Origin of the sequence: Bacillus inaquosorum KCTC 13429 (assembly GCF_000332645.1) — a bacterium.
Classification (GTDB): domain Bacteria; phylum Bacillota; class Bacilli; order Bacillales; family Bacillaceae; genus Bacillus; species Bacillus inaquosorum.
Map to the genome: position 1 here is coordinate 249138 of NZ_AMXN01000004.1, position 22408 is coordinate 271545.

Consider the following 22408-nt stretch of genomic DNA (forward strand, 5'->3'; position numbering starts at 1 on the left):
ATTACAGTGGTTGATTCTTAGTCTTTGAATGTCTCTTTTGAAGATGTCTTTTTACTCATTCACATTGCTTTTCATTAGCCATTCTACTTCCGTTAATTCTTGTTTTTGAACGTCTTTTGTGTGTTTTTTCGTGAAATGGTCTTTAACAGCTTCTTCGTTTTCCCAAATCTCCCAAAGCATTATTTTGCGTTCTGATGGTTCAAGCGGATAAGCATGGAATGTAATACATCCTTCTTCTTTGTTAGTTTCTTCCTCAAGTTTTTTGAATTCCTTCATTATCTCATTAAGGTCTTTATCACTGATGATTTTTAAGCATGCGGTTATGTAATGCATCAAAATTCCCCCTCTTCACAACATTTTATGACTTTTCATTATAACATTTTTCTAAAAATAAAAACGCAAATCCCCGAATTACGCCAGTTCAAATTATATTAAAAGTAATTTATTAAATATGGCTCAATAGCAACTGCATATCCTTTATATAAAAAACCAAAGGAATGATTGATTTATCATGGAATATTCATTTGAATTTAAAAGAGACCCTTTAGGGTACTTAAGAGTAGTTCTTCCTACAGAACTAGAATACTTTTCTGATTTCATTGAAGACATTGTTTCGGTGGATGAAGCTGATGAATACTTAAAAATTATTCAAGAAGTATTGGATGGCTCTTCTGAAGAATATAAGATTCAATTAAACACCACCATTGCATATATAAAAAAAGATCTAACAGTCGTAGAACACCTTTATACAGAAAGTGAAAACGACAAAAGTTCCATGGAAACAGAAAAATTTAAAAACCTTATGCTTGTTTGGAGAGACAAGATCCCAGAAAGGTATAAGAGCATTGATTGAAACTTTTAGGTCCCTTGAAATTCAAGAGACAATTTTTTTTCTTCAATAGGGCTTCAATTTTCGCTTTAGTCTTAGGTCCGTAAATATTGTCCTGCCTAAGTCCCAGTATAGAATAGAAAACTGCACTCATTTTGTTTTAAAATAAAGTATGGAACGCATATAGTTGTTATTGCTGGCTGTATGTGCAACTTAATGTCTTTTTACTTTGGAGAAGCATTACGTTTAATACTCTTACAAAAATTCTTTTCTGACATAATTAGGTTTTATGAGTGATGCTTCATTGTATCTTGAATAGTTCGCTCAAAGTTCAAATAAAAATTCTTAAATTAAGTCCTTTGTTGTATATATTAATTTTAAGAAAAGGAGGGATTTGTGATTTTTTATTATGAAGTAATTTGTATAAGTTGCAGTAAAAAATTTAGAGTATATGAAGGCACATTGAAATATAAGCAATTTAAAGAAAATATGAAAGGAAAATATACTTGTGAAGAATGTGGTCATAACATACGTTTAGAGGCTATAAAAAACTTTTTTAAATAACATTTTTTAAAGAATTTCTGATAATTCACAGTATGTTAACTATAAAACTGCAAAAGCCTGGTTTAATAGGCTTTCTTTTTTGCATAAAAAAACCCTCGGTTTATTTATCGAGGGTAGATTTTTATGCTTAAACGTCCTTTTTATTCTAATTGGTACAAAAACACGAGATTTTTCAACCTCGAAAATTCACAAACTTATTTTAAAAGCTTTTCAAATTTCGCCTTTGTTTTTGGCCCATAAATGCCATCAGCATTTAGACCATTCACTGACTGAAACCGCTTGACTGCATTTTCTGTTTTGGGTCCATACACGCCATCAATGCCGTTATTCTTCGCCCCTTTATCTGGATAGTAAAACACTTTAACCAGTTCGATCCTAGAAACCTAGCACAAAAACAGAGTTGATTTTGAATTCTCCTTCAAAATCAGCTCAAAAAAATAAATTCATCCCCAATTCGATGAATGATGACAAAATCAATCAATAAATAAGTAAAGTAAAAAACCCTTGCTACGCAAGGGTTTAAGCTATGATTCCGACTGGGCTCGAACCAGCGACCTCTACCCTGTCAAGGTAGCGCTCTCCCAGCTGAGCTACGGAATCATGATATGTATGTGTTGCTGGGTATGTTGTTGTCTTTCTGACAAGTTCTATTATATTACCTTCCCTTCTATTCGTCAACTGCTTTTTTAGAAAAACTTTTTTTCGGACTTGCTGTTCTGTTCCTCGGCCATTATAATATGTCTTAATTTTCTAATAATAGGGGTGATGGGGTTTTGCATTCTTTGATTTCTTCTGATGATGTTTGGGTATTATGGGGGTTTATTGCGGTGTGGGCGGCAGTGAGCATTGGGCTGGAGCAGCGCTTTAAGTGGGCGTCCGCTGTGTCTGGCGCTATTATCGCGCTGGCAGGTGCAATGGTGTTTACAAATATAGGGGTGCTTCCTGTTGAATCGCCTGTATACGATACCGTATGGTCTTATGTGGTACCGCTGGCGATACCCCTTTTGCTGTTTCAGATCAATGTGCGGCAGATTTTTAAGGAAAGCAGGCGTTTGCTGTTTATATTTCTGATTAGCTCCGCTGGAACTGTGCTCGGCAGCATCCTTGCTTTTTTTCTACTCAAACAGCATATTCCTTATTTAGATAAAATCGGCGGGATGATCAGCGCCTCTTATATCGGCGGCGGGATCAATTTTGCGGCGATGGCGGCAAAATTTGAGACACCGGGGGAATATGTGTCGGCTACCGTTGTGGCTGATAATTTTATGATGGCGCTTTTGTTTTTTATATTAATCAGCATTCCTGCACTTAAATGGTTTCAGCGGCACTATGCCATGCCGTTTGAGGAGAAAGTGAAAGCCGATGGAAACAGCAGAAACAGTGCAGAAAGCTATTGGAAACGGAAGGACATTTCCTTAAAGGATATCGCTTTCAATGCCGGTGCTGCTTTTGCGCTTGTTGCGGTTAGTGTGAAGATTTCCGGCTATTTTAAAAACATTTTTTCTCATCCTCTTTTGACCGGAACGCTTGGCGATCAATACCTGATGCTTACGTCTTTAACGGTTCTTATCATTTTTCTTTTCCCGCGTTTTTTTGAAAGGCTCAATGGATCTCAGGAGCTTGGAACCTTTTTGATTTATTTATTTTTTGTGGTGATCGGCATTCCTGCAGATCTGCGCTTAATCGTCACCAATGCGCCTCTTATTCTCTTATTTGTCTTTATCATTGCGATCAGCAATTTAGCGGTTTCCTTAGCCGTCGGAAAATTGTTCCGCGTGCGGCTTGAAGAAATTCTGCTCGCCGTCAACGCTACTGTCGGAGGGCCCACGACCGCGGCTGCGATGGCAATTGCCAAGGGATGGCGGGAGCTTGTCGCCCCGATCATGCTTGTCGGTACGCTTGGCTACTTAATTGGTAACTATGTCGGCACCTTTATGGGAAATTGGTTTTCTTCCTTTTTATAAAAAGGATATTTGCAGTTTCCTGAGAATAATGTAAGAGGAATGCCGACATGAGAACGGAGAGATCAATGTATGTTAAAAGGAAATACCATTTATGTAAGACCTTTAGAAGTAAAGGATGCGGAAGAAAATCTGCGGCTGCAAAGCGAAAACCAAGATTTTTTCGAACAGTTTTCCATGATTCGCGCAGACGATTATTATACGATTGAGGGGCAAAGAAAACGAATAACCGAGTACCAGCAAAGACTGGAGAAAGATGAAGAATATTATTTTGGCATTTTTACAGTCTCGGACGATACATTAATCGGGACGGTTTCGCTCTTTCAAATCATCCGCGGGGCGCTGCAAACTGCGTTCATCGGGTATTTTTTAGACAAATCCCACAATGGAAAGGGACTCATGACAGAGGCGGTCAGATTGATTGTTGATTATGCGTTCCACGAATTGAAACTGCATCGCATTGAAGCCGGTGTGATGCCCCGTAACCTCGGGTCCATGCGCGTATTGGAAAAAGCCGGATTTCATAAAGAGGGCATTGCCCGAAAAAATGTAAAAATCAATGGCGTTTGGGAGGATCATCAAGTTCTCGCGATTCTGAATCCTGATGATGAATAACAAAAGAAGCCGGGCTATCGCCGGCTTCTTTTTTAACGGACCGCCACTGGGGCAATTTCTTTCAGCGCTTGTTTGAAATCACGTTCTAAATCATCTGCATGTTCGACACCCACACTAAGACGGAGAAGGCCGTCTGTGATGCCTCGTTTTTCACGTTCTTCCTTAGGCATTGCCGCGTGAGACATCGTAGCAGGATAGGACAAAATCGATTCCACTGCACCAAGGCTGACAGCGAAGACCGGAAGTGATACATTCTCTACTAATTTCTTAACGGCCTCTTTGCTTTCAAGCTCAAAAGATAGCACGGCGCCCGCTCCCGTTGACTGGCTCTTATGGGTTTCAGCACCCGGATGATCAGACAGCCCCGGATAATACACGCGTTTCACCGCCGGATGCTTCTGGAAAAATTCTGCAAGCCGCTGCGCTGTTTGGCTCGCTTTTTCTAAACGGACCTGCAATGTTTTTAATCCGCGCAGCACGAGCCAGCAATCTTGCACGCCAAGGACGGCGCCGAACGAGTTTTGCAGCTTATACAGCTGCTTCCCAAGCTCTTCATCCTTGACAGCAGCCAGGCCTGACAGCACATCGCTGTGTCCGCTCAGAAATTTTGTTGCACTGTGAAGTACAATATCCACCCCGAGATCAAGCGGACGCTGCAGTGCCGGTGTCATAAATGTATTGTCCAGAAAGGTCAGACAGCCGTTTTCTTTGGCAAGCTGAACAACCGCTTTAATATCAGTGATCCCAAGTGTCGGATTTGACGGTGTCTCCATATTAATAACTTTTGTGTTCGGCTTGATATTCCGCGCTACTTCGTTTGTATCCGTCATGTCGACAAATGTATGCTCAATGCCAAACCGAGTCAGCACCTCTGTCACCATGCGGAAGGTTCCGCCGTATACATCTTCTGTCACAAGAACGTGATCGCCCTGTGACAGAAGTAAAAATGCTGTTGAGATCGCAGCCATGCCTGAACTGAAAGCAAATCCTCTCGTTCCGCCTTCCAGTGCGGCAATTGTTTCTTCAAGAGCCGTTCTGGTCGGCGTGCCTGAGCGGCTGTAATCATATGCGCCAAACTCTTCAAATGAAGATTGGTGAAAGGTCGATGCGTGCTGAATCGGTACACTGACCGCCCCTGTTGCGCCGTCTGTTTTAAATGGATTGTGCACGAGCTGGGTTTCCAGCGTCCAATTGTGATTACTCAAATGAAACAGCTCCCTCTTTGACCTGACATAACGCCTGTTTTAGGTCCTCTTTTAAATCTTCCGCATGTTCAATTCCGACCGAAAAACGCAGCAAACGATTGCAGACCCCGTTTGCGATGCGGATCTCTTCAGGAATATCCATGTGCGTCTGTGTGGCAGGGTATGTAATAAAGCTCTCCCCCCCGCCGAGACTTTCAGCAAAACAAATGGTCTTCAGCGCTTTTAAAAATGGGTTGACCCACTCTTCTTTTTGAAGACGGAAGGACAGCATGCCGCCTTTTCCGGGATACAGTACATCGGCAATTTCATCCTGCTCTTCTAAAAACGCCGCAAGCTCCTGCGCGTTTGCCTGATGCTGGCGCATTCTGAGGCTCAGCGTCTTCATTCCTCTCATCAGAAGCCACGAATCGAACGGAGGCAGGACGGCGCCGATCGCATTTTGGTGTTGAAACATTTCCTCACCAAGCTGCTCATCCTTTACAACGACAAGTCCCGCAAGCAAGTCGTTATGCCCGCCTAAATACTTGGTTGCGCTGTGAATCACAATGTCAGCTCCCAGCTCAAGCGGACGCTGCAAGACCGGTGTATAAAATGTATTATCAACGATCAGCAGAAGACCGTGCTCTTTTGTAATCCGGGCGATCCTTTCAATATCCGCCTCCTGCATGAGCGGATTTGTCGGTGTTTCCACAAACATCGCTTTTGTATTCGGCGTAATCTTAGAGCGTAAACAATCCTCATCGCTGAAATCATCATAATGAAAGGTCAATCCGTATTTTTTCCATTCATTTTCAAACAGACGGTATGTGCCGCCATATAGGTCCGATGAAACGATCAGTTCATCTCCGCTTTTAAACAGCGCCATAATCGTTTGGATGGCTGCCATTCCCGAACTGAAGGCAAGCCCTCTCGCTCCGTTTTCTAAGTTGGCGATCGCGTCCTCAACAAGCTGGCGTGTCGGATTTTTCGTGCGGACATAATCAAATCCGGTTGATTCTCCGATCCCTCTGTGGCGGTATGCTGTTGATAAATAAATAGGAGGACTCACTGTCCCCGTTACTTCGTCGCTTCGGTTCCCGATTTGGGCTAATTTCGTTTCAACGTGCTGTGACATATAGCTGACACCTTCCCTTTTCATAATAAAAAACCCCTTCTTCATAAGAAGAAGGGGTTTAACGCTTCTTCTTATCTTCCAAGCATAAAAAACGCTTGCTGGATTTAGCACCTTGGCGTTTTGCATATGCAAAACAAGCCGGTTGCTGAGGTTTCTAAGGGCCAGTCCCTCCACCTCTCACGATAAGAAATATCGATTTCAATTTTCTGATTGTTTTATATTAGCGCAATTTGCAGTTTATTTCAACACTTTTTTCTTCGAGTTCCGAACGGTTTAAAGAGAGAAATTTCTAATAATTCATGGTACAATAATGGAAAACAGCAAGAAAGTCTAGTGATGTCCTGGAGGAATGTATTATGGCACCGAAAAACGGCACAGTGCAAGAAAAGAAATTCTTTTCAAAAGAGCTTAACGAAGAAATGACATTGCTCGTTTATCTGCCGTCCAACTACTCCCCTCTTTATAAATACCATGTCATTATCGCGCAGGACGGCCACGATTATTTCAGGCTGGGGAGAATCGGCAGACAGGTTGAGGAATTGCTGTCCAAACGGGAAATAGACCGGAGCATTATTATCGGTGTTCCTTATAAGGATGTAAAAGAGCGCAGAAAAACCTATCATCCGGAAGGTTCCAAATTTTCGGGGTATAAACGGTTTATCGCCCATGAGCTCGTTCCGTTTGCGGATGACGAGTATCCAACCTATCAGGTCGGCTACGGACGCACGCTGATAGGCGATTCGCTCGGGGCTACCATATCTCTTATGACAGCGCTTGATTATCCGAATATGTTCGGAAACATCATCATGCAGTCTCCTTATGTTGACAAACATGTATTGGAAGCTGTAAAACAGTCAGACGATATCAAACACCTTTCTATTTATCACCAAATCGGCACAAAAGAAACTGACGTCCACACAACAGACGGAAACATTCTGGACTTTACAGAACCGAATCAGGAGCTGAAACAGCTGCTGGAGAAGAAGCTTTCCGATTATTATTTTGAGCCATTTGACGGAGATCACAAATGGACATACTGGCAGCCGCTCATCACGCCGGCGCTGAAAAAAATGCTTTGATACTCTATCATACTTTATTTCCAGGAGGGACATAATATGAAATACGGAATCGTTTTATTTCCATCAAAAAAACTCCAAGACCTTGCGAACTCTTACAGAAAGCGCTATGACCCGAGCTATTCCCTGATCCCGCCCCATTTGACATTGAGAGCATCGTTTGAATGTGCGGAGGAGAAAGCGGATCAGCTTGTGTCACATCTGAGAAACATCGCGAAGGAGTCCCATCCGGTCGTTCTCAAAATGACAAAATACAGCTCATTTGCGCCTGTTAATAATGTCATTTACATCAAAGCAGAGCCGACGGAAGAATTAAAAACACTCAATGAAAAGTTATACACCGGTGTGTTGGCTGGTGAACAGGAATACAATTTCGTTCCGCATGTGACGGTCGGGCAAAATCTTTCCGACGACGAGCATTCGGATGTGCTGGGACAATTAAAAATGCAGGAAGTGTCACATGAAGAAATCGTTGACCGCTTCCACTTGCTTTATCAGCTGGAAAACGGATCATGGACAGTGTATGAAACCTTCTTGCTAGGCGGAGGAGAATAATCGACTTGGAAGCAGTTATTGCAAAAAATGAAGAACAAATGAAAGATGCATTTTATGTAAGAGAAGAAGTCTTTGTCAAAGAACAAAACGTGCCTGCTGAAGAAGAAATTGACGAACTAGAAAATGAGTCGGAGCATATCGTCGTGTATGACGGTGAAAAGCCTGTCGGCGCCGGAAGATGGCGTATGAAGGACGGCTACGGCAAGTTAGAGCGGATTTGTGTATTAAAAAGCCACCGCTCAGCCGGTGTCGGCGGCATCATTATGAAAGCGCTAGAAAAAGCGGCCGCAGACGGCGGCGCTTCCGGTTTCATTTTAAACGCACAAACACAGGCTGTGCCGTTTTACAAGAAACACGGGTATCGCGTGCTTTCTGAAAAAGAATTCCTCGATGCCGGCATTCCCCACTTACAAATGATTAAGGATTAAACAGCATCCGGGTCTATTGAGATCCGGATTTTTTCCGCATATAAAAAACCGTTCTCTGGATGTGAACGGTTTTTTATACATATCGGTTAATGTACGTGCCCATTCCTTTTTCTCGCAATCTCTTATAAAGAGAGCGCTTACGTTTTGTCTCGTTTACCTTTCTTTCAGCAGCCGTTTGATTCTCCTGCTGCTTTTCCAGTTCTTTGTATACCCGCTGAAACGGGACATAGCTGATTTTTTCGGTTCCGGCATAATCCTGCTTATGTCCAATCGTTCTATTTGCATATTGAGCGTATTGCTGGTTCTGAATTTGACCTGCATATATCATGCGATACCCACCCTTCTGCTGTCTCTATTCCCTTAAACTTACTTTTTGAAACACGTTTCTTTTGATATGATATTCTTTGTCTGTAATGAACACCTTTTTTGATTGGGAGGACCCCTTTTTGAAATGCGCCCGACTGAATGATCGAACCATACATTTACATACATATTCTAGAGAACATTATCAATTCCTTTTTGAAGAAGGAATAAAAGGACATTTATTTTGTTCTCATTGCGGAAAGCCCGTTTTGTTAAGGCTTAACATCACCGATCCGCCGGAGTTTATTCACCGCCAGCCAGGCCATTTTCCGGCATGTGAGGAGGCCTGCGAAACGAAACCCGCTAAAGAGGAGAAAAAAGAAGACTATCAGGAATCCGGTGTCTTTCGTTTGCCCAAGGGAAAAGCGATCGTTGCTGACTCGTCTCCGGCTGTCACGGAATGGAAGCGGCCGAGAAGCATTAAACCCGGAACACCATTTATACAAAAAACAATAGAACCTGATACAAGCCTTTTTCCGTCTGTCGGCTTGAACACAGATCAGCTGAAAGCTGTCACGGAAACCGAAGGCCCGCTGCTTGTGCTTGCAGGTGCGGGAAGCGGAAAAACACGCGTGCTGACAGCGCGCGCCGCCCACATGATCGAACACTTAGGCATACCGCCGGAACACATGCTGCTTGTCACCTTCACGACAAAAGCTGTCTCCGAAATGAAAGATCGTATGGCGAAGCAGTACGGATTACAGCCTGCAAAAGTCAGAAGACTTGTCACCGGAACATTCCACAGCTTGTTTTATAAGATTTTGTATCACTATGATTCTGCTAAATGGAACGGCGACCATCTGCTGAAAATGGAGTGGCAGCGGGAACAATATGTCAAAAAAGCACTCTATGAAGAAGGCATAGATGAGAAAGAGTTCCCCGTTGATCAGGCCCTGCAGCAGATCGGTTTCTGGAAAAACACTTATGTTCCGAATGAACGCATTCCTTTACAGGATGAGTGGGAAAAACAAGTCTACCGATTATATGAACATTATGAGCGCCAGAAAAAAGAACACAATCAATTTGATTTTGATGATATGGCTTCCGCCTGCTATGAATTGTTTATCGATCGGCCGGACCTTCTGGAACAATATCAATCTCGGTTTACGTATATCTTAATTGACGAGTTTCAGGACATTAACCCGGTGCAATATAAAATCATGCAAATGCTGGCCAGCCCGGAGCAAAACCTGTGCTGTGTCGGGGACGATGACCAGTCCATCTACGCGTTTCGCGGAAGCAATCCGTCTTTTATTCTTGATTTTCAAAAGGATTATCCCGGAGCGAAGACGATCTATTTAACCGCGAACTACAGATCCACGCACCCGATCGTCTCAAGTGCTGATATCGTCGTGAAAAAGAATAAAAACAGGTATGCCAAAACGCTTGAAGCGGCCCGTGATGACATCCAGGCTCCTGTGCTGTTTTATCCTTATGACGAAGAGGAAGAAGCCACAATGGTCGTTTCCGATATCAAAGAAAAAATTCAAAACGGGGCAAACCCTGAAGACTTTGCAGTTCTCTACCGCACAAACAGCGGAGGCCGCGCCATTTACGAAAGGCTTCATCATTCGTCAATTCCTTATACAGCTGACCGCGGCGTCCAATCGTTTTACAGCAGACGGATTGTCCGCCAGATTCTCGCTTACTTGTACGCCAGCCAAAACGAGGATGATACTGAGGCGATTAAGCACTTGCTGCCCGCCTTATTCTTAAAACAGTCCGCATTGAACACGCTGAAGGCACTCTCGATTACCGAGGACTGCTCCATGATTAAAGCGCTAGCCAAACTTCCTGATCTGAAGCCTTTCCAGCTGAATAAAATCAAGAAGATCGTGCCGTTTTTCGCAAGCCTCCGCACGATGAAGCCGGTGGAAGCGATCACCTTTGCAGAAGGAAAAATGGGCTTCTCCGAGTATTTAAAAAAACGGGGCAATGAGGGCAACAAGCTGGAAAAAGGCTCCGATGACCTGCGCGACATCAAGGTCGTCGCCAAGAAGTTCAAAACGATACCTGACTTTCTCGCCCACGTGGACCATATGAGGGCCGCTGAGAAAAACAAAATGGATGAAAACGGCATTCAACTGATGACCATTCACCGGTCAAAAGGCCTTGAGTTCAAAACCGTCTACGTGTTAGGCACGGTAGACGGCTCGATTCCACACGATTTCTCATTAGAAACAGCGAGAAAAGGTGATGAAGCTCCTTTGGAGGAAGAAAGACGCCTGTTATATGTAGCGATGACACGTGCCAAACAGCATTTATATTTGTCTTGTCCCGCAAACAGGCGCGGCAAAACGGCCCACCGTTCAAGATTTTTGTATCCTCTCTTACAGCAAAGACAGCCCTTGCATAATTAACAGCCCGGCAGTGATCTGCCGGGTCTTTTCTATAAAGTAAAAAAAGGCCCGCTGCATTGAGTCAGCTAGGCCCTCTGCTTATTTATTGTCCATCATTTTCGAAATCGTACCAAAATCAAGCTTTTCTTTTCCGCTTGTAATGGAATGAACAATCTTATCTTCTAATTCTTTCGGCACGCGTCTGTTTGCCAGCTGCGCTACGCGCTTAATGACGCTGCGCACTGTGTTTTCGTCTTTAAAATTGGCGTTTTGAAGGGAGCCGGCAAGATTCATGACATCCTGCATATTGACACCTGTTTTCTTTTCGACGTTCTTAAAAAATTGATTATCCATAATACGCCTCCTTTTGGCGGAGTGATACGGTATTGTATGAACACCCATTGTTCAATGTGCTTTTTCCAAAAATAAAAAATGAACACAAGGCAAGGAAGTACGGGACATCACCCGTACTTCCCTCAATAAACCTTAGAAGTTATAAAAAGATGCACCCACGATGATAAGGAGAATGAACAATACGACTAAAAGAACAAATGTTGAACCATAGCCGCCGCCGTAACCGCCAGCATAACCGCCATAACAGCCGCCGCCGTAGCCTCCTCCGAATCCGTATCCAAAGCCCATAGATAAGCACCTCCTTTACTCTCTATACACTATGTGAGCCGTTTTATTCGGCTTGGATAAACGCATAGGGCGATTGCGGATTTATGATTGTTCGTACTGAGCCTGGCGCTTTTTGAGTAAGGCTTCGGTTTTTTCAGCCAGCTCTTCAATCTCCTCTTCAAACGCCCTACCGGCTTCATCAAATGCATCCAAGTCTTTTCTGATACTGCTCAAGATGTCTTCATGCTCTTTTTGCTTTTGTTCATGAGGTTCATATCTTCCTTCTATCCATTTTTCAAACTCATTCACTGGTATCCATCCCTCCACTCATAATATATGCTGAGCAAGGCGCTCCGTTAAAAAAACAAAAAACCGGAGGTCTCCGGTTTCTTTGCCAGGCTATTGAGGCTTTTTCTTTTTATTTCCGCACCCGCAGCCTTTCTTTTTGATCTTTTTAGTTTGATATGATGAATCTGTATATGGAGTTTTTTGGGAAGGTTTATTGAATTGATTCACTTTGATCCCTTCCTTTCCTTATGTCATATATGCTACTTTATGCTGATGCTAGTGAAAAGTTGCTGGTGGGAATGCCTCATTCTTGCAGCCATTTTGATACGAGCGTTTCTATAATGCCGGCAAGACCGGCGATCGCCAGCAGTAAAATCAGCCACTGCGCTGCCTCTGGAATGAAAGCCTGGCACAATATCAAAAAGCCGGCGCACCACACACCTGTGCACCAATAGCAGCTCAGCAATTCACCAATAAACGCCCTGACACCTGTTCCCTTAATGACGATATACGTTTCAATGTTCCCGTCCGCATCCTTTTCCTCCTTCTCTTCATGAAACAGGCTGCGAAGCGGTGCCATAATCGTGTCAAACACCAGCAGGCGGGCGAGCCGAAAGACCGCAAGCGAAAGAAGAGCAATTGTCATCCCATTAATAACCACTTGTTCACTCCTTTGCCAATCATGATCCCTTCACATATATGCCAAAACCCTATTCTTCATGAATTGTATCTTGTCCGTTGCAAAATTGGTTATTTTTATTATTCCGCTCTGCACCCCATTTGCATTATATAGAGTATGGATAAGAAAGGAGTGAAGGTTATGTCATTTGAAGAAAAAGTTGAATCCCTGCATCCTGCAATATTTGAGCAATTATCAAGCGAATTCGAACAGCAGATCGAAGTGATTGATTGCGAAAATATCACAATAGATACATCACATATAACATCTGCCCTTTCTATACAAGCCTTGGTCACAACATTGATTATCCTGGTGACACAGCTCGTCATCGCCGACGAGGACTTGGCTGACACAGTAGCAAGCGAAATACTCATTCTCGATAACTCCCAAATCAAAAAAAGAACAATCATTAAAATTATCAACAGCCGAAATATCAAGATCACTTTGTCTGCCGACGAAATAATAACCTTTGTACAAATTTTGCTTCAGGTGCTAAACAGCATTCTCAATGAACTTGACGTCCTTTAACCCTTTCTTTTCACAAACTTAAAAGCCGAGGTGAAAACAAATGTCAGATAACGATAAAATCAAAGAAGAGCTTGCAAAGCTTCCGGAAGCTGATCCGATGACGAAAATGCTGGTACAAAATATATTTTCTAAACATGGCGTCACAAAAGACAAAATGAAAAAAGTATCAGACGAAGAAAAAGAAATGCTCTTGAATCTGGTAAAAGACTTGCAAGCTAAATCACAAGCGTTAATAGAAAACCAAAAGAAGAAAAAAGAAGAAACAGCCGCGCAAGAGCAAAAGAACGCAAAACCGCTAAGCCGCAGAGAGCAATTAATCGAACAGCTCAGACAAAGACGGCAAAACAATAACAATTCAAATTAATCATAAAAATAGGGCGCTTCATCAAGATATATGACTCAGTCAAAGTAAGAGGCTCGCTCATTTAATAACAGTAAAAGAAAAGGAGGAATAGATATGGAAAGCAGACCATATTCTTGGGTTGCACTTGATCCTGACTGCGACCATCCGTTAGACGAAAAAGAAAAAGAAAAAAAAGAAGATAGAAAATGTCATTGCGATGTTTGCTGTAATGGCAATGGGTTTTTTGGCAACGACAATGCCTTCATTGACCAAAATCTAGCTCAGGCAAACCTCAATAAACAAGTCTCCGATGAGACGATTATTATTAGAGACTCTTGTGATATCAACGTTTCATCTACAGACGTTCAAGCCGTAACATCAGTTGTAACGGCGGTTAATGCAGCTGTCCTAACAGTAGCTCTCACATCCATTGCAGATGGAGTAATTGCCGAATTAGTCGCACAAGATTTATTGCAGCTGTCAGCTAACAAACAAGTAAACCGTCAAAAACTTCTCATCGAATGCTCCCGCGGCGTAAATATCACAACAGTAGATGCTGATATAGCAACATTGGTTTCCACAGCTACTAACACACTTGTGGCACTCTTAGCAATCACACTCGTCCTCTAAATCTAAAAGCAGAGCTAAAAACGCTCTGCTTTTTCTTATTTTCCAAGCATATGATGAATATATAGACGTTCACCCACACCAAGTGGGGCACGGGTACATATGTTGTTAAGGACTAAAGTCAAATACCCTATAAAGAAGGAGCTGAAATCAATGAGCTGCGGAAAAACCCATGGCCGGCATGAGAACTGTGTATGCGATGCAGTGGAAAAGATTTTAGCAGAGCAGGAGGCAGTTGAAGAACAGTGTCCGACTGGCTGCTATACCAACCTTTTAAACCCTACGATTGCTGGAAAAGACACAATTCCGTTTCTCGTTTTTGATAAAAAAGGCGGATTGTTCTCCACATTCGGAAACGTGGGGGGATTTGTGGATGATATGCAATGCTTTGAATCCATTTTCTTCCGCGTCGAAAAATTATGCGATTGCTGTGCAACACTTTCTATTTTACGCCCGGTCGATGTCAAAGGCGATACCTTAAGTGTTTGCCACCCTTGCGACCCGGATTTCTTCGGGCTAGAAAAAACAGATTTCTGCATTGAAGTCGATCTCGGATGCTTCTGTGCGATTCAATGCCTGTCACCAGAGTTAGTTGACAGAACATCGCCTCATAAAGATAAAAAGCATCATCACAATGGATAAACACTTGTAAAGAGGAATCCCCTTCCAAACTCTATTACAGGTGCAAATCATTCAGCTGCTTCCAGCGTGAGGCAGCTGACTCTCCATCATTTCGCCAGTCTCAAATTTATAAGGCAGGAGGGATAATATGAGCCAGAAAACATCAAGCTGCGTGCGTGAAGCTGTAGAAAATATTGAAGAACTGCAAAACGCTGTTGAAGAGGACTGCCCGACCGGCTGCCACTCTAAGCTTTTATCTGTAAGCCATTCGTTAGGCGACACAGTGCCTTTTGCAATATTTACATCGAAATCAACGCCATTAGTCGCCTTCGGAAATGTCGGCGAACTCGATAACGGCCCTTGCTTTAATACTGTATTTTTCAGGGTCGAAAGAGTGCATGGAAGCTGCGCAACACTGTCATTATTAATCGCATTTGACGAACACAAACACATTTTGGACTTCACCGATAAAGATACGGTGTGTGAAGTCTTCCGACTTGAAAAAACGAACTACTGTATTGAAGTGGACTTAGACTGCTTCTGCGCAATCAACTGCTTAAATCCTCGATTAATCAATCGCACGCACCATCATCATTAATGATAATGCTGAAAAGCTTGCAGGCCTGCAGGCTTTTCTCTATGTAAAAAAGCTGTCCGGGAACATCTGCCGGGCAGCTTTTTCATTTTCATTAAAAACCGAGCGGGTGCAGAGAGGTAATGTCGTCGATTGCCAGCTCAGTCGGGGCTCCGTTGCCGGTTGTTCGAAGCAGAACGGAATCATTTCTTCTTCCGACAATCACGCCCCTGTACGTTCTTCCATTGGCTTCAATCAAACAAAGCGCTCTCGGCATGTTATGCGGCAGCTTTGTTAAAAAATCAATTTTTTCATGAATAGACATCTTGCTCATCGGTTTTTTCACTTTTCTTGCCGGCGGAGTTTTTTCCTCCGCTTTAGCGGCACTATGGACAGCTTCCGGTTCTTTTTCAGGCTTCCGAGCCTCAAGTGCAGGCTCTTCCTTTTTTTCTGCTTTCGGAGGCTCGTGTTCGACGGTTTCTTCAACGGCCTGCGGCTCTGCTTTCTGTTCCTGCTGATTCTTTATGTGCTCTGGCTCTCTTACCTCTTGTGTTTGCTGACTCACTGGTTCAGCTGCAGGCTTTTGTTCTGCTTGCTGGACATCCTTTGCCGCAGCTTCCTCCTGCTGTTTCTCATCGTAAACCGGCTTTTCCTCTGCTTTTGGCGGAGCGGGTTTGTTGGCCTTTTTTTTGATGACAATCTCCTGCATGGATGACCTTGTTGTTTCTGCATAATCCGGCTGAACAATATACATGAGCGGTTTTTTATCCGCGTTTCTTTTCTTATTAGACATCTTCATCCCTCCGATTGTGTCATATTCTATCTATATGACAGAAAGCTGAAAATCAGAAGAAATAAAAAAGCAATCCCTGTTTCGGGATTGCTTGGCATAGATCCTGCTTAGCGGGCAGTGATATGGAAACCTGAATCAACGTGAAGATTTTCACCTGTAATGCCTCGGGACATATCGCTGAATAAGAACGCAGCTGTATCGCCCACTTCTTCAGGTGTTGTCGTGCGGCGAAGCGGCGCACGCTCTTCAATGTCTTTTAAGATGGAGTTGAAATCGCTGATGCCTTTAGCAGATAACGTTCTGATCGGGCCGGCAGAAATGCTGTTGACGCGGATATTTTCTTTTCCTAAGTCAGCAGCTAAGTATTTCACACTTGCATCAAGAGAAGCTTTCGCTACACCCATGACGTTGTAGTTCGGCATAACAAGCTCTCCGCCAAGGTAAGTCAAAGTGACAATGCTTCCGCCTTCAGTCATCATCGGACGGGCAGCTTTCACAACAGCTGTCAGAGAGTATGAGCTGATGTTATGAGCCAAAAGGAAGCCGTCACGATTTGTGTTTAAGTATTCGCCGACAAGCTCTTCTTTATTGGCAAACGCGATACAATGCGCGATACCGTGGATCACACCGACCTGCTCCTTAATGCTTGCGAAGCAAGTTTCGATTTCCGCGTCGTTTGTTACGTCGCAAGGAAGGATGATGGAATCGTTGCGTTCTAACGTTCCGGCAAGCTCGTGAACAGATTTCTCCAGGCGTTCTCCTGCGTATGTAAAAATCAAACGTGCTCCCGCTTCATGTAAAGAGCGCGCAATTCCCCATGCGATACTGCGTTTGTTGGCTACCCCCATCACAACAATGTTGCGGCCTTCAAGTGAAAAATTCATATGTATAAAGCCTCCTATATTTAATAAAGACATAGTATTAGTACCTGATCTTAATTCCTATCATATCATAACCTTGACCAGATGAAAAGCGCATACCGTAGCAAACGCGAAAGAGATCACCATCAGCTGGTGATCTCATCGCCTTGTATTTAAGCTGTTTCGTTTAAAGGCAAAATGGTTTGTCGGCCCGTGTCCTGATCCGATCCCAAGCGTATTTTCCACCGCTTCGCGGACAAAGTTGGCCGCGACCTCGAATGCCTGATGGATGCTGTCTCCTTTAGCGGTTTGGGCTGTTAAAGCCGCAGCAAAGGTGCAGCCTGTGCCATGCGTATGCTTCGTATCAATATAGGGATGGCTGATTTGCATAAACATGTTCCCATCAAAAAGAAGATCAGTAATGTTATTGTCCTCAGGCTGGTGCCCGCCTTTGATAATCACATTCTGCGCACCCATCTTTACGAGCTGCTCCGCTGCTTTTTTTCGGTCATCCAGCGAGCGGATAGTCATTCCTGTCAGCGTTTCTGCTTCCGGAACATTCGGCGTAATCGCGTAGCTTCTTGGAATGAGCAGCTCCTCTAAGGTTGCAACTGATTCATCGCGCAGCAGGGATGCACCTCCCTTTGCGATCATAACTGGATCAACAATCACACGGTTAAACTCATACTCGTCAATTTTTCTTGCCACTTCTTCAATCATTTCGGCATTCCAGAGCATTCCCGTTTTTACGGCGTCAGGTCTCAAATCCTCGGCAACAGCATCAATTTGCTGTCTCAGCGCCTCTACAGTCAGCGGATACACCCCATGCACACCAAGCGTATTTTGAGCGGTTACCGCCGTAATCGCAGACATACCGAAAACATCAAGCTCCTGAAAGGTTTTAATATCTGCCTGTATCCCTGCGCCGCCGCCTGAATCAGAGCCGGCGATTGTCAATGCTTTATATATACTCATTACACTACACTCCTTTTATTACCCGATCCATTTATGATAAATGGATTTTGCCCGGGCAATATCATTCGTTCCATGGATCAACGCTCTGCCGTCCTGGAACAGCACCATTTTCATATCATCCGAGCGACAGGAAATTAAATACGGATTCGCGGCTACTTCAAGCCCAGCCTGTCTCAGCTGACCGGCAAGCACTTCAAGATCAGCTTCTTTTGTAAAGGATGATCTGATTTGCACCGTGTTCCTGCCGCACAATACAGCCGCTTTTGTTTGGTTTTCATATGACAAAAACGGAAAATCCTTTGTGCCGCAGCTTGGGCATGTGTCATGTTTGAGACCCGCTGCTCTCACCTCTGACCGCTCATTTTTCCATAAGTCAAAAGAGCGCAGCACCGGCTCGCATTCTTCTCCCGTCAGCAGCTTCAGCGCGTCTGTCACCTGAAAGACTGCTACCTGCAAAACAGCCGGACTGATGATGCCGGCTGTGTCACATGTCGCGCCGCCAATCGGAAGTGTATCGAGCAAGCAATGCAGGCAGGGGGTCGATCCCGGCACTACGGTAAAGGTCAGACCGTAGCTTCCTACACAGGCACCGTAAAGAAAAGGAATCCCTTCTTTTACCGCAGCATCATTTACGATCAGGCGGGTTTCAAAATTATCGGCCGCATCCACAATGATCGAAGCGCCCCTAATCAGGTCGAAGATATTTTCCGCTGTCACATCCATGACAAGGCCCGTCACATCAACATCGCTGTTAATCGAACGGAGACGCTGCTCAGCAGCGGCCGCTTTCGGCATTTCTTTTTTGACATCATCTTCTGTATATAGCTGCTGGCGCTGCAGGTTGCTCCATTCAACGTAATCTCTGTCGGCAATCTTCACAGAACCGACTCCCGCTCTGACCAGCATTTCTGCACTGGCTGTTCCAAGCGCGCCGGCGCCGATAATTACGGCGCGCGCTTCTTTCAATTTCTTCTGGCCGGCTGGGCCGATCGGAGCAAACAGCTCCTGCCTGGAGTACCTGTCCGTCATACAGGAAGACCTTCTCCCGGACTGCTTGCCGTTCCGTATCGCTTCAACGGAATGCGGCCCGCTTCATAAGACAGGCGTCCTGCTTCCACCGCGAGCTTCATGGCACGAGCCATTTTCACAGGATCATTCGCGCCTGATACAGCCGTATTGAGGAGTACGCCGTCCGCACCAAGTTCCATTGCGTATGCCGCATCTTTCGGCGATCCGATTCCGGCATCCACGATGACCGGCACTTTTGCCTGTTCAATAATAAATGACAAATTCAAAGGATTTAAGATTCCTTGGCCCGATCCGATCGGTGATGCACCCGGCATGATAGCATGAACACCGAGCTCTTCGAGTTTTCTTGCCAGCACAACATCATCTGATGTGTACGGGAGCACAATAAAGCCTTCTTCTAGAAGCTGTTCAGACGCTTTTAATGTCTCTACAGGATCAGGCAGCAAGGAACGGCTGCATCCGATGACTTCGACTTTAATCATGTCACAAAGACCTGACGCTTTTGCCAGCCTTGCAATCCGGACCGCTTCTTCAGCGGTACTGGCGCCTGCTGTATTCGGCAGAAGCGTATATTTGGATAAATCAAGCTGTTCCAGAAAATTAGGCTGAGACGCTTCAAAGATGTTCATTCTCCGCACAGCAAATGTTAAAATATCAGACTCGGAAACAGCCACCGCTTCCTTTTGGATTTCAAACGATGGGTATTTCCCCGTGCCCAGCAGCAACCTTGATTGAAATGATTTCCCGCCAATTGTTAACATGCTCATCCCCCTCCTACAAAATGGACAATTTCGATGACATCGCGATCACAAAGCTCTACCTCGTGATAATGTTCTTTGCCGATAATTTCTTTATTTCTTTCAACGATAACGATTTTATTTTCAAGCTGATAAGACGCCAGCAGGTCTTGAATTGTACCTGTGTCTTTTTCCCACTTCACGTCTTTACCGTTCAGCTGTAGCATCATATCTGAACCGCCTCCTTGCGATCAATTCGGAATGCGTGCAGCCAGTCTTGATTGACCTCTTTATTCATGATGAGATCACCAATCAAAGCGCCCGTTGCTGGAGCAAGCAGAATCCCATTTCTGAAATGGCCCGCCGCAAATAAAATACGGCTGTCCTCAGGGTGTCTGCCGATGTACGGTTTCCCATCCTTTGTTCCCGGCCGCAGTCCCGCCCAAAAACGATCCACCTTCATATTCTGAATAGCCGGCATCATCGTTTTTGCTTTTTTCATAACAGATTCCAGGCCGCCAAGATCCGGTGTTTCACTCCAGTCACCCGGCTTCATCGTCGCGCCGACAACCAGTCTGCCGCTTTTTCTCGGTACGATATAGCAATGGTCATGGTAAAGTGTTTTTGTCAGCGGTATATCATCATTCCAAACAGACAGGCATTCCCCTTTTACAGGGAAAAATGAATGATTCAGCCCGAGCTGTTTAAAAAACATTCCGCTCCACACCCCGCTGGCAACCGCGACATGATCCGCCCATACGTTACCACCCGGCGTCTCGATGGACAGAGCTTCACCGTCACGTTCAACATGCAGAACAGGAGTATGTTCAAAAATCTCTGCACCAAGCGCTTTCGCTGCTTTCGCATATGCCTTGCAAACAAAATAAGGCTCAACATGCACATCATCCTGAATCAAGGATGCCCCGAAAATGTCACCAGACGTATACGGCTCTTTTTCTAACACCTCTTCTTTTGTATGCCAGCTGACTGAATCCAAGTCATCCATCTTCCTCAGCCGCAGCACGTCTTCTTCAGAAAACGCAAGCTTAAACATACCACCGTTATGCTGCCTGATATCAATACCGGATAATGTATAAAGCTCCTCACCAAGGCCTTTATACAGACGCTGGCTGTGCATGGCGAAGTCAAAAAACGCGTCACGTTCCTCGCACTCAGCATGGGCGCCCAGCATCCCGGCAGCGGCACTTGTCGTTCTGCTGCCCATTGTTCCGCTTTCAAACAATGCGGTGCTTTTGTTTTCCTTTGCCAAATGATAAGCAATCGCGGAACCGATAATTCCGCCTCCAATGACAACTGCATCATAATGCCTTTTCATAGCGCATCTCCTTTAGCTTGCGGGAATATCGTCTGGCAGCTTCCAAAGGGTTAGCATCAGAAAAAATTCCCGACATGACAGCGATGCCGTCTGCTCCTGCTAGTTTTACGTCTCTTAATCTGTCTGGCGTCATACCGCCGATGGCAATAACCGGGATGGAAATCCGCTGTTTAATATCTGACAGCAAAGACACACCTCTGCCTTCAAGACCCTTTTTGCAATCTGTTTCAAACACATGGCCGAACAACACGTAGTCTGCGTCTTCCTTTTCTGCTTGAACCGCTTCCTCCAGTGAATGCACGGACCGTCCGATATGAAGGTGAGGAAATCTGGCTCTGACCTGCTTTGGTGAAAAGCTGCTGCTTGGCAGCTGCACGCGATGAATCGTAGAAAAAAGCGCAATATCCACCCGCCCGTTCATGACCAGTTTTCTCTTCTCAACACCGCCTTCGGACATAAGCCCGAGCAGTTTCAAAATGTCGGCGGCCGATTTTGACCGTTCCCGAATGTGAATATAATCAACTTCATTCTGAATAGCTATAATTGCTCTTGCTAACTCTTCAACCGGCTTGCAGTCATCAGTTATGGCGTGAAGCTCCAAATTCCTCCACCTCTTTTATGCCGCGGTCGGACCAGCCTTCTTTTCGGTAGGCCATTCCCCAAAATTGATATTCATAGAAACTGGAAATAACAAAATTCTCTTTCATTTTGGCACGCACTTCCTCCGTGCTGTTTTCCGCCAGCTCATCAAAGCGATTGATTTGCTCTTCAACCTGCTGTTTGAACCAGTCACCGCCGTATGTGCTGATCCACTTCTGATAAATCGGATGCCCCGGATCACATGTCAGCAATTTCTCGCCAACCTCGTAATACAGCCAGTAGCATGGCAGCAGGGCCGCTAATATCTCAGCAAAATTCCCGCTCAAAACCGAACGGTACATATGGGATGTATAAGAGTACGCCGTAGGAGACGGCTTAAACGCCTTACGCTCTTCTTCACTGATTTCCAACAGCTCCGCAAATTCGCGATGAAGCGCCATTTCCGCCTCATATGTACCTTGGGCGTGGCTTGCCATCCGTCCCGTTGTATAAAGGTCCTTCGCATAAGCGGCGCCGAACGATTGCACCTTCGCAAAATGCGTTAAATAATATGAATCCTGAAGCACGTAGTATTTAAAACGGTCAATCGGAAGCGTTCCGTCACCGATTCCCTGAACGAACGGATGGACAAAGCTCCCCTCCCACCATTCTGCGGCTGCACTGCGGCATTCTTCTGAAAACTTCACACGTCATTCCCCCTGTCTGAAAAATAAAAAAACCACTTTCCCGCAAGGAAAAGTGGTTTGGA

At 44.6% G+C, this 22408-nt stretch carries 29 protein-coding genes, 1 tRNA gene, 2 pseudogenes and 1 riboswitch; of the genes and pseudogenes, 12 read left to right on the plus strand and 20 right to left on the minus strand.

The genetic code is table 11. From position 1 onward, the window contains the following. Positions 1 to 51: 51 nt before the first annotated feature. On the minus strand, positions 52 to 333 hold the full coding sequence (locus BSI_RS09395; RefSeq protein WP_003239210.1) for a putative quinol monooxygenase: 282 nt from the start codon (positions 331 to 333) through the stop codon (positions 52 to 54). A 178-nt stretch (positions 334 to 511) separates the two neighbouring features. Here BSI_RS09395 and BSI_RS09390 point away from each other — a divergent pair, with 178 nt between their 5' ends. Continuing rightward, positions 512 to 853, plus strand: coding sequence for a hypothetical protein (locus BSI_RS09390; RefSeq protein WP_003239211.1), 342 nt, complete (start codon positions 512 to 514; stop codon positions 851 to 853). A 40-nt stretch (positions 854 to 893) separates the two neighbouring features. On the opposite strand, the pseudogene BSI_RS22530 reads toward BSI_RS09390, so the two are convergent. The 3 genes and pseudogenes from BSI_RS22530 to BSI_RS09380 form a co-directional block, all read right to left on the minus strand. Then, positions 894 to 971: pseudogene (locus BSI_RS22530) on the minus strand (N-acetylmuramoyl-L-alanine amidase); the annotation flags it as partial. Between the two features lie 616 nt (positions 972 to 1587). After that, positions 1588 to 1746, minus strand: a pseudogene (locus BSI_RS09385) (peptidoglycan-binding domain-containing protein); the annotation flags it as partial. A gap of 174 nt (positions 1747 to 1920) precedes the next feature. Further along, positions 1921 to 1993: transfer RNA gene (locus BSI_RS09380), tRNA-Val, on the minus strand. Positions 1994 to 2166: 173 nt separating this feature from the next. Here BSI_RS09380 and BSI_RS09375 point away from each other — a divergent pair. Together BSI_RS09375 and BSI_RS09370 are read left to right on the plus strand one after the other, a co-directional pair. After that, positions 2167 to 3357, plus strand: coding sequence for a DUF819 family protein (locus BSI_RS09375; protein ID WP_003239215.1), 1191 nt, complete (start codon positions 2167 to 2169; stop codon positions 3355 to 3357). 69 nt (positions 3358 to 3426) lie between these two features. Further along, positions 3427 to 3969, plus strand: a complete 543-nt coding sequence (locus BSI_RS09370; protein ID WP_003239217.1) for a GNAT family N-acetyltransferase — start codon at positions 3427 to 3429, stop codon at positions 3967 to 3969. A gap of 32 nt (positions 3970 to 4001) precedes the next feature. Here BSI_RS09370 and metC read toward each other — a convergent pair whose 3' ends face one another. Together metC and metI are read right to left on the minus strand one after the other, a co-directional pair. After that, positions 4002 to 5174 (minus strand): cystathionine beta-lyase, encoded by a 1173-nt coding sequence (gene metC / locus BSI_RS09365; protein ID WP_032732129.1) that lies wholly within the window; start codon positions 5172 to 5174, stop codon positions 4002 to 4004. After that, positions 5167 to 6288, minus strand: coding sequence for a cystathionine gamma-synthase/O-acetylhomoserine thiolyase (metI, locus tag BSI_RS09360; protein ID WP_032732178.1), 1122 nt, complete (start codon positions 6286 to 6288; stop codon positions 5167 to 5169). Before metI ends, metC begins: the two co-directional genes overlap by 8 nt. 68 nt (positions 6289 to 6356) lie before the next feature. Beyond that, positions 6357 to 6477, minus strand: a riboswitch (SAM riboswitch). Positions 6478 to 6644: 167 nt separating this feature from the next. On the opposite strand from metI, the gene BSI_RS09355 reads away from it, so the two are divergent. Genes BSI_RS09355 through BSI_RS09345 form a run of 3 tightly spaced genes read left to right on the plus strand, consistent with a single transcriptional unit; the run spans position 6645 to position 8347 of the window. Beyond that, positions 6645 to 7367 carry an esterase family protein gene (locus BSI_RS09355; protein ID WP_003239224.1) on the plus strand — a complete coding sequence of 241 codons (723 nt, stop codon included), beginning with the start codon at positions 6645 to 6647 and terminating at the stop codon, positions 7365 to 7367. A gap of 36 nt (positions 7368 to 7403) precedes the next feature. Then, the gene (locus BSI_RS09350; protein WP_003239227.1) at positions 7404 to 7919 is read left to right on the plus strand and encodes a YjcG family protein; all 516 of its coding nucleotides are present in this window, start codon (positions 7404 to 7406) and stop codon (positions 7917 to 7919) included. Positions 7920 to 7924: 5 nt separating this feature from the next. Continuing rightward, positions 7925 to 8347, plus strand: coding sequence for a GNAT family N-acetyltransferase (locus tag BSI_RS09345; protein ID WP_003239229.1), 423 nt, complete (start codon positions 7925 to 7927; stop codon positions 8345 to 8347). 73 nt (positions 8348 to 8420) lie between these two features. Here the strand turns inward: BSI_RS09345 and BSI_RS09340 are convergent, their stop codons facing one another. Then, on the minus strand, positions 8421 to 8675 hold the full coding sequence (locus BSI_RS09340; RefSeq protein WP_003239230.1) for a hypothetical protein: 255 nt from the start codon (positions 8673 to 8675) through the stop codon (positions 8421 to 8423). A 118-nt stretch (positions 8676 to 8793) separates the two neighbouring features. Between BSI_RS09340 and BSI_RS09335 the strand changes: the two genes are divergently transcribed. After that, on the plus strand, positions 8794 to 11070 hold the full coding sequence (locus BSI_RS09335) for an ATP-dependent helicase (protein WP_003239232.1): 2277 nt from the start codon (positions 8794 to 8796) through the stop codon (positions 11068 to 11070). Positions 11071 to 11148: 78 nt separating this feature from the next. Here BSI_RS09335 and spoVIF read toward each other — a convergent pair whose 3' ends face one another. The 4 genes from spoVIF to yjcA form a co-directional block, all read right to left on the minus strand. Continuing rightward, on the minus strand, positions 11149 to 11403 hold the full coding sequence (spoVIF, locus tag BSI_RS09330; protein ID WP_003239233.1) for a sporulation-specific transcription regulator SpoVIF: 255 nt from the start codon (positions 11401 to 11403) through the stop codon (positions 11149 to 11151). 132 nt (positions 11404 to 11535) lie between these two features. Further along, positions 11536 to 11691 (minus strand): sporulation protein YjcZ, encoded by a 156-nt coding sequence (yjcZ, locus tag BSI_RS09325; protein ID WP_003239234.1) that lies wholly within the window; start codon positions 11689 to 11691, stop codon positions 11536 to 11538. An 81-nt stretch (positions 11692 to 11772) separates the two neighbouring features. Next, complete coding sequence (gene yjzK / locus BSI_RS09320; RefSeq protein ID WP_003239236.1) at positions 11773 to 11979, minus strand: protein YjzK; 207 nt, start codon at positions 11977 to 11979, stop codon at positions 11773 to 11775. A 283-nt stretch (positions 11980 to 12262) separates the two neighbouring features. Further along, positions 12263 to 12619, minus strand: coding sequence for a sporulation protein YjcA (yjcA, locus tag BSI_RS09310; protein ID WP_003239239.1), 357 nt, complete (start codon positions 12617 to 12619; stop codon positions 12263 to 12265). A 159-nt stretch (positions 12620 to 12778) separates the two neighbouring features. Between yjcA and cotV the strand changes: the two genes are divergently transcribed. From cotV to cotZ, 5 genes are all read left to right on the plus strand, one after another. Further along, on the plus strand, positions 12779 to 13165 hold the full coding sequence (gene cotV / locus BSI_RS09305; RefSeq protein WP_003239240.1) for a spore coat protein CotV: 387 nt from the start codon (positions 12779 to 12781) through the stop codon (positions 13163 to 13165). A gap of 40 nt (positions 13166 to 13205) precedes the next feature. Continuing rightward, positions 13206 to 13529, plus strand: a complete 324-nt coding sequence (gene cotW / locus BSI_RS09300) for a spore coat protein CotW (RefSeq protein ID WP_003239241.1) — start codon at positions 13206 to 13208, stop codon at positions 13527 to 13529. A 93-nt stretch (positions 13530 to 13622) separates the two neighbouring features. Continuing rightward, complete coding sequence (cotX, locus tag BSI_RS09295) at positions 13623 to 14138, plus strand: spore coat protein CotX (protein WP_003239242.1); 516 nt, start codon at positions 13623 to 13625, stop codon at positions 14136 to 14138. Positions 14139 to 14288: 150 nt separating this feature from the next. Further along, positions 14289 to 14777 carry a spore coat protein CotY gene (gene cotY / locus BSI_RS09290; RefSeq protein ID WP_003239243.1) on the plus strand — a complete coding sequence of 163 codons (489 nt, stop codon included), beginning with the start codon at positions 14289 to 14291 and terminating at the stop codon, positions 14775 to 14777. 127 nt (positions 14778 to 14904) lie between these two features. After that, entirely contained in the window at positions 14905 to 15354 is a 450-nt protein-coding gene (gene cotZ / locus BSI_RS09285; protein ID WP_003239244.1) for a spore coat protein CotZ, read from the plus strand. A gap of 91 nt (positions 15355 to 15445) precedes the next feature. On the opposite strand, the gene cotO is transcribed toward cotZ, so the two are convergent. The 9 genes from cotO to tenA all read right to left on the minus strand — a co-directional run bounded on the left by cotO (position 15446) and on the right by tenA (position 22346). Beyond that, positions 15446 to 16129 (minus strand): spore coat protein CotO, encoded by a 684-nt coding sequence (gene cotO, locus BSI_RS09280; protein ID WP_080030837.1) that lies wholly within the window; start codon positions 16127 to 16129, stop codon positions 15446 to 15448. Between the two features lie 101 nt (positions 16130 to 16230). Continuing rightward, positions 16231 to 17007 (minus strand): enoyl-ACP reductase FabI, encoded by a 777-nt coding sequence (gene fabI / locus BSI_RS09275; protein WP_003224643.1) that lies wholly within the window; start codon positions 17005 to 17007, stop codon positions 16231 to 16233. 135 nt (positions 17008 to 17142) lie between these two features. Continuing rightward, on the minus strand, positions 17143 to 17958 hold the full coding sequence (gene thiD / locus BSI_RS09270) for a bifunctional hydroxymethylpyrimidine kinase/phosphomethylpyrimidine kinase (protein ID WP_003239246.1): 816 nt from the start codon (positions 17956 to 17958) through the stop codon (positions 17143 to 17145). A gap of 18 nt (positions 17959 to 17976) precedes the next feature. Continuing rightward, complete coding sequence (thiF, locus tag BSI_RS09265) at positions 17977 to 18987, minus strand: thiazole biosynthesis adenylyltransferase ThiF (protein ID WP_003239248.1); 1011 nt, start codon at positions 18985 to 18987, stop codon at positions 17977 to 17979. Continuing rightward, a complete protein-coding gene (thiG, locus tag BSI_RS09260) occupies positions 18984 to 19754 on the minus strand; it encodes a thiazole synthase (RefSeq protein ID WP_080030838.1) in 771 nt (256 codons plus the stop codon). The genes thiF and thiG overlap by 4 nt, the downstream gene beginning before the upstream one ends. Next, complete coding sequence (thiS, locus tag BSI_RS09255) at positions 19751 to 19951, minus strand: sulfur carrier protein ThiS (RefSeq protein ID WP_072182824.1); 201 nt, start codon at positions 19949 to 19951, stop codon at positions 19751 to 19753. Before thiS ends, thiG begins: the two co-directional genes overlap by 4 nt. Then, positions 19951 to 21060, minus strand: coding sequence for a glycine oxidase ThiO (gene thiO / locus BSI_RS09250; RefSeq protein ID WP_003239253.1), 1110 nt, complete (start codon positions 21058 to 21060; stop codon positions 19951 to 19953). Before thiO ends, thiS begins: the two co-directional genes overlap by 1 nt. Further along, positions 21044 to 21661, minus strand: a complete 618-nt coding sequence (gene tenI / locus BSI_RS09245) for a thiazole tautomerase TenI (protein WP_003239255.1) — start codon at positions 21659 to 21661, stop codon at positions 21044 to 21046. The genes thiO and tenI overlap by 17 nt, the downstream gene beginning before the upstream one ends. Beyond that, positions 21639 to 22346 carry a thiaminase II gene (gene tenA / locus BSI_RS09240; protein WP_003239257.1) on the minus strand — a complete coding sequence of 236 codons (708 nt, stop codon included), beginning with the start codon at positions 22344 to 22346 and terminating at the stop codon, positions 21639 to 21641. The genes tenI and tenA overlap by 23 nt, the downstream gene beginning before the upstream one ends. Positions 22347 to 22408 lie beyond the last annotated feature (62 nt).

Coding starts and splice junctions, on each gene's coding strand:
- thiD (WP_003239246.1), bottom strand. CDS start 17,958: ATGAGTATATATAAAGCATTGACAATCGCCGGCTCTGATTCAGGCGGC.
- thiF (WP_003239248.1), bottom strand. CDS start 18,987: ATGACGGACAGGTACTCCAGGCAGGAGCTGTTTGCTCCGATCGGCCCA.
- cotX (WP_003239242.1), top strand. CDS start 13,623: ATGGAAAGCAGACCATATTCTTGGGTTGCACTTGATCCTGACTGCGAC.
- thiG (WP_080030838.1), bottom strand. CDS start 19,754: ATGAGCATGTTAACAATTGGCGGGAAATCATTTCAATCAAGGTTGCTG.
- cotW (WP_003239241.1), top strand. CDS start 13,206: ATGTCAGATAACGATAAAATCAAAGAAGAGCTTGCAAAGCTTCCGGAA.
- fabI (WP_003224643.1), bottom strand. CDS start 17,007: ATGAATTTTTCACTTGAAGGCCGCAACATTGTTGTGATGGGGGTAGCC.
- spoVIF (WP_003239233.1), bottom strand. CDS start 11,403: ATGGATAATCAATTTTTTAAGAACGTCGAAAAGAAAACAGGTGTCAAT.
- BSI_RS09350 (WP_003239227.1), top strand. CDS start 7,404: ATGAAATACGGAATCGTTTTATTTCCATCAAAAAAACTCCAAGACCTT.
- cotZ (WP_003239244.1), top strand. CDS start 14,905: ATGAGCCAGAAAACATCAAGCTGCGTGCGTGAAGCTGTAGAAAATATT.
- thiS (WP_072182824.1), bottom strand. CDS start 19,951: ATGCTACAGCTGAACGGTAAAGACGTGAAGTGGGAAAAAGACACAGGT.
- BSI_RS09370 (WP_003239217.1), top strand. CDS start 3,427: ATGTTAAAAGGAAATACCATTTATGTAAGACCTTTAGAAGTAAAGGAT.
- cotO (WP_080030837.1), bottom strand. CDS start 16,129: ATGAAGATGTCTAATAAGAAAAGAAACGCGGATAAAAAACCGCTCATG.
- thiO (WP_003239253.1), bottom strand. CDS start 21,060: ATGAAAAGGCATTATGATGCAGTTGTCATTGGAGGCGGAATTATCGGT.
- cotV (WP_003239240.1), top strand. CDS start 12,779: ATGTCATTTGAAGAAAAAGTTGAATCCCTGCATCCTGCAATATTTGAG.
- BSI_RS09395 (WP_003239210.1), bottom strand. CDS start 333: ATGCATTACATAACCGCATGCTTAAAAATCATCAGTGATAAAGACCTT.
- yjcZ (WP_003239234.1), bottom strand. CDS start 11,691: ATGGGCTTTGGATACGGATTCGGAGGAGGCTACGGCGGCGGCTGTTAT.
- BSI_RS09340 (WP_003239230.1), bottom strand. CDS start 8,675: ATGATATATGCAGGTCAAATTCAGAACCAGCAATACGCTCAATATGCA.
- BSI_RS09390 (WP_003239211.1), top strand. CDS start 512: ATGGAATATTCATTTGAATTTAAAAGAGACCCTTTAGGGTACTTAAGA.
- metI (WP_032732178.1), bottom strand. CDS start 6,288: ATGTCACAGCACGTTGAAACGAAATTAGCCCAAATCGGGAACCGAAGC.
- cotY (WP_003239243.1), top strand. CDS start 14,289: ATGAGCTGCGGAAAAACCCATGGCCGGCATGAGAACTGTGTATGCGAT.
- BSI_RS09355 (WP_003239224.1), top strand. CDS start 6,645: ATGGCACCGAAAAACGGCACAGTGCAAGAAAAGAAATTCTTTTCAAAA.